The organism is Dietzia sp. SYD-A1, from assembly GCF_015356725.1.
Classification (GTDB): Bacteria; Actinomycetota; Actinomycetes; order Mycobacteriales; family Mycobacteriaceae; genus Dietzia.
The window spans coordinates 1-4,823 of the sequence record NZ_JADDKI010000383.1; the positions used below are offsets into that span (position 1 = coordinate 1).

The window sequence follows — 4,823 nt, forward strand, 5'->3', positions numbered from 1 at the left end:
GAACATGGTCGCCACGGCGGCGTCGGAGGTGTTCTCCGCGACCGACTCCACGACGGCCCGGGCCAGGTCGTCGGCGTCGAGCAGGTCCGGATCGCGTCCGCAGAGCCACGGCAGGAGCAAGCGGCTCGCGGGAACATCGCCCCGCTCCAGCAGGTCCGCGTGCCGCTCGGCCACCCGGAGCAGCGAGGTACCGCCGAGGCAGGACCACACCGTGATCGCCGTGACACCCACCCGCACGACCGGCCGGCCGGCGGCGAGAGCCTCGGCGGCTCCCACGACGGTCGCGGTCCCGCCCACGAGCACAACCGTGTAGGCCAACCCCCGGGCATAGGTGCCCGTCCTGGTGTCATCGCGGCCGGTGTCCGGGTGGAGCACCTGCTCCAGTGCCGAGGCGCACCGTCCGAAGCCCGCCACGGGATGCCACCGGACCGGGTCCGCGATCGCGGCGTCGGCGGCGAACCCCAACGCGGTCCCCAGGGCCCGGAGCAGATGAGTGTTCATGAGTGCGCGCGGAGGGAATCGAACCCCCGACCGCTGGTGTGTAAGACCAGAGCTCTAACCGCTGAGCTACGCGCGCGAGAACCCCGCCGCGATGGTTCGGGACGGTGTGCGACAGATTATCCCACCCCCGAGGGCGACGGCCCCCGGGGTGACCGGTCAGGAGACCCCGGCCCGTCCGGGTGACCGCGGAGCCGTCCCGGTACTGCACGGATGCAGACCCTGGACAACCGTCCGTCTCCACCGCAGAATCCGGTCATGGGGAATCTCCGTAAGACTGTCCGGTCGGCGGTCGCGCTCTCGCTGGCGCTCGCCGGTGTCGCCGGGTGCAGCGCGGCCGACCGCGCGGTCATTTCCGCGCCACCGTGCCCCGACTCGTCGGCGACACCCACCCCTGACAAGCGGGCCCCGGGACAGGCGGTACTCCTCGGCGGTCTCGCCGGGAGCACGGTCCCCCCCGGCCCGATCGCGGGATGGGAGGAGGTCGTCTCGGTCGCCGATGCCGGCCCCGCCCTCGCCGCGGTCCACCCGGATGGAACCGTCTCGGTGGTCGGGGAGGATCACCGGGGTCTCCTGGCCGGCACGGTGGCCGGGGGCATGCGGACCCAGCAGCCCCGCACGGTGCCCGGCATCCAGGACGCGACATCCGTCGCCGCCGTGGGCGGGGCGTTCCTGGCGACCCGCTCCGACGGATCCGTCATCGCGTGGGGCGACTCGTTCATCGCGAGCGGGGGCCGCCGCGGCGACGAGCGGAACCAGCCCACCCCGAGCCTGGTCCCCAAGGTCGAGAACGTGATCGAGGTGGCCTCCGGGCAACTCAACGCGCTCGCGCTGCGGTCCGACGGGAAACTCCAGGGGTGGGGCATCAATCTCACCCAGGTCATCGGTGAGCAGGACGGGCCGCTGGTGCGCACGATTCGGGACGTCCCCGGGGCCGTCAGCGTCGCCAACTCTAGCGGGGCTGCGATCATCGCCACCAGCACCGGAGAGGTCTGCGCGTGGGGTAACAACGTCCACGGACTTCTGGGCGTCGAGCCGCGGGGCGGCCAGAGTCCGCGGGCCGTCAAGGTCGACGGGCTGACCGACATCGTGCAGGTGGCCGCCGGGAGCGACTACGCGCTCGCCCGGGATACCGCCGGGCGCGTCTGGGCCTGGGGCCGGGTCGTCTCCGGGGTCTTGGGTGACGGCAGCACCGAGGACACCTCGACCGCGGAGCCCCTCCAGGTGCAGGGTGTACCCCCGATGCGGTGGATCGGCGCCGATAGCACCTCGTCCTTCGGGATCGACCAGAACGGTGAACTGTGGGCCTGGGGCGGCGGCCACCGCGTCGAGCCGTACGCCGGCCAGGATCGTCGCCCATACCAGGTACCGCTGCCGGGACCCGCACAGGAAGTGTCAGGCGAGGTCGTCCTGCTCGAACCGGCGGGCTGACGGCCGGCGTTCGACGAGCGAACACCGGCACCCCCGGGGGGGACATCACTTCCGCGGGATGCTGTTCTTCCGCAACGCCACGAGAATCCCGCCTCGATGGTTCGGGACGGTGTGCGACAGATTATCCCACCCCCCGAGGACGACGGCCCCCGGGGTGACCGGTCAGGAGACCCCCGGACCGTCGGGGTGACCGCGGCGCCGTCCCGGTACTGCGCGGATGAAGCCCCTGGACAACCGTCCGTCTCCACCGCAGAATCCGGTCATGGCGAACCTCCTCAGGACCGTCCGTTCGGCCGTCGCGCTCTCGTTGGCGCTCGCCGGTGTCACCGGGTGCAGCGCGGCCGATCGCGCGGTCATGACCGCGCCGCCGTGCCCGGACTCCTCGGCCTCACCCAGCCCTGAGACCCGGGCCCCGGGGCAGGCGGTACTGATGGGCAGCGTCGTCCGCGGCTCGCTCCCGCCCGGTCCGATCGAGGGATGGGAGGAGGTGATCTCGGTGGCGGACGCCCGCAACGCGATCGCCGCGGTCCACCCGGACGGGACCGTCTCGGTGGTCGGGGTGGACCATCTCGGAGTCCTGGGCGGCGTCGGGGCCGGAGCGCCGGAGGTACTCCGGCCGCAGAAGGTCCCCGGCGTCAACGATGTGACGTCCGTGGAAGCCGTGGGCTCGACGTTCCTGGCGACCCGTTCCGACGGGTCGGTGGTCGCCTGGGGTGATGGGTTCATCGCGTCCGGAGGAGAGAAGGGAGGCAGCCGAGCGCAGCCCACCCCGGCCCTTGTCCCCCGTGTGGAGAAGGTGATCGGGGTCGCCTACGGACAGCTCAACGCCCTGGCCCTCCGCTCCGACGGCAAGATCCAGGCCTGGGGAACCAACCTCACCCGGATTCTCGGAGAGCCGGACGGGACGGAGGTCCGCACCATCCGCGGTCTACCCGGTGCCGTCAGCGTGGCCAACCCCGGCGGTGCCGGGATCATCGCCACCGGCAGCGGCGACGTGTGCGCCTGGGGCAACAACGTCCACGGACTTCTCGGGGTCGAGCCACGCGGCGGACAGACCACCCGGGCCGTCAAGGTCGACGGGTTGACCGACATCGTCCAGGTGGCGGCCGGGAGCAGATACGCGCTCGCACGGGATACCGAGGGACGCGTCTGGGCCTGGGGCCGGAGCGTCTACGGGATCCTGGGCGACGGCAACACCGAGGACTTCTCCATCTCCACACCCCGCCAGGTGGTGGGTGTGCCCCCGATGCGGTGGATCGGCGCGAGCAGCGCGTCGTCCTACGGGATCGACCAGACCGGTGGTCTGTGGGCCTGGGGCAGTAACCGCCGCGTCGAGCCATATGCCAGCCAGGATCGTCTCCCGTACCGGATACCGCTGCCGGGACCCGCGCAGGAGGTGTCCGGCGAGGTTGTCCTGCTCGAACCCACGGGCTGAGGGCCGCCGCTCGACTGTCGACCTCCGGTGCCGCCGCCCGCGTTGGTCACGGCGTGGCACCCCCCGGGGGGGGCACCGCGCTGAACGGTGACGCCACCCCCCGGGGGGACATCACTTCCGCGGGATGCTGTTCTTCCGCAACGCCAGACGGCTTCCCGCCCAGTCCCCGAGGGCCGCGGTACGCGTCTGGAGCATCCCAGCCGTCTGGGCCGACTCGGCGATGACCGCGGGTTCCACGTGACCGGCATTCCCCGTCTTGGGGGTGAGGACCCACACCGAGCCCTCTTCTGCGAGCGGGGTCACGACGTCCATCAGCCTGTCCACCAGGTCGCCGTCCCCGTCGCGCCACCAGAGCAGCACGGCGTCGACGATCTCGTCTGTGTCCTCCTCCAACAGCTCCGACCCGACGGCGTCCTCGACGGCCTCACTGATCGACTCGTCGCAGTCGGAATCCCATCCGACCTCCTGAACGAGCATGTCCTTCGTCAGTTCGAGCTGACCAGCAATCTGATCCGCCCCGTCCTGTTGGTTCGCCGCGGCGACCACCGTGGTGTTCCTCCCTCGAATCCGAGTGTGTTCGTCTTGGTCTTTCGCTGACCAGGAACACTACCCGGGCACCCTCCCAGGGGAAACGACAACCGCCCATTTCGTCGCCGGGACCGCAGGCTCGTGTCCCGCATCACGCTTTGGGGCACAATCAGGGGGAGACATGGGCCGACGACGGCCCGTGTCCGGCCGACCACGCGATCCAACCCACACCCGCGGTACGCGCGGTCGACCGGAGACTGCACCCCGACATGTGTGGTGCCCCCACCGGGTCGCCGCTGTACGTATCGCAGAAGTGAGGACGAGACGCATGACCGAGACCGTAGGCACGAGAGATGGTTCCGCACCCACCAATGTGCCGGTCCTCCGCGAGGGGGTCGCGTCCTACCTCGCGGACTCGGACCCCGAGGAGACCCAGGAGTGGATGGACTCACTCGACGGCATGCTCGCGGAGGCAGGCCCCGAGCGGGCCCGCTACCTCATGCTGCGGCTCCTCGAGCGCGCGTCCAAGCAGCGCGTACCCCTGCCCGCCCTGACCTCGACGGACTACGTCAACACGATCCCCACCAGTCTCGAACCCGAGTTCCCGGGCGACGAGTCCGTGGAGCGCACCTACCGGCGCTGGATCCGGTGGAACGCCGCGATCATGGTGCACCGGGCCCAGCGTCCCGGCATCGGCGTGGGCGGCCACATCTCCACCTACGCGGGGGCGGCACCGCTCTACGAGGTGGGGTACAACCACTTCTTCCGCGGCAAGGACCACCCCGGCGGTGGGGACCACATCTTCTTCCAGGGGCACGCCTCGCCCGGCATGTACGCACGCGCCTACCTCGAGGGGCGCCTCCGGGAACACGACCTGGACGGTTTCCGACAGGAGAAGAGCCACCCGGGCCGGTCCCTCCCCTCCTACCCC

4 protein-coding genes, 1 tRNA gene and 1 pseudogene are annotated in these 4,823 nt (G+C 71.1%); 3 read left to right on the plus strand and 3 right to left on the minus strand.

From position 1 onward, the window contains the following. Together IY392_RS14140 and IY392_RS14145 are read right to left on the minus strand one after the other, a co-directional pair. Positions 1-501, minus strand: a 501-nt coding sequence (locus tag IY392_RS14140) for a cobalamin biosynthesis protein (RefSeq protein WP_194861555.1), incomplete at its 3' end; no start/stop codon positions are given. Positions 502-504: 3 nt separating this feature from the next. Further along, positions 505-577, minus strand: a tRNA-Val gene (locus tag IY392_RS14145). 179 nt (positions 578-756) lie between these two features. Between IY392_RS14145 and IY392_RS14150 the strand changes: the two genes are divergently transcribed. After that, complete coding sequence (locus IY392_RS14150; protein WP_159077992.1) at positions 757-1,929, plus strand: RCC1 repeat domain-containing protein; 1,173 nt, start codon at positions 757-759, stop codon at positions 1,927-1,929. Between the two features lie 262 nt (positions 1,930-2,191). Next, on the plus strand, positions 2,192-3,364 hold the full coding sequence (locus tag IY392_RS14155) for an RCC1 repeat domain-containing protein (RefSeq protein ID WP_107756154.1): 1,173 nt from the start codon (positions 2,192-2,194) through the stop codon (positions 3,362-3,364). A gap of 111 nt (positions 3,365-3,475) precedes the next feature. Here the strand turns inward: IY392_RS14155 and IY392_RS14160 are convergent, their stop codons facing one another. Next, on the minus strand, positions 3,476-3,910 hold the full coding sequence (locus tag IY392_RS14160; protein ID WP_182613743.1) for a DUF3052 domain-containing protein: 435 nt from the start codon (positions 3,908-3,910) through the stop codon (positions 3,476-3,478). 310 nt (positions 3,911-4,220) lie between these two features. On the opposite strand from IY392_RS14160, the pseudogene IY392_RS14165 reads away from it, so the two are divergent. Beyond that, positions 4,221-4,823, plus strand: a pseudogene (locus IY392_RS14165) (pyruvate dehydrogenase (acetyl-transferring), homodimeric type); the annotation flags it as partial.

What these genes read in the sequence shown, in the direction of transcription:
- IY392_RS14150 (WP_159077992.1), top strand. Translation starts at nt 757, where the DNA reads ATGGGGAATCTCCGTAAGACTGTCCGGTCGGCGGTCGCGCTCTCGCTG.
- IY392_RS14155 (WP_107756154.1), top strand. Translation starts at nt 2,192, where the DNA reads ATGGCGAACCTCCTCAGGACCGTCCGTTCGGCCGTCGCGCTCTCGTTG.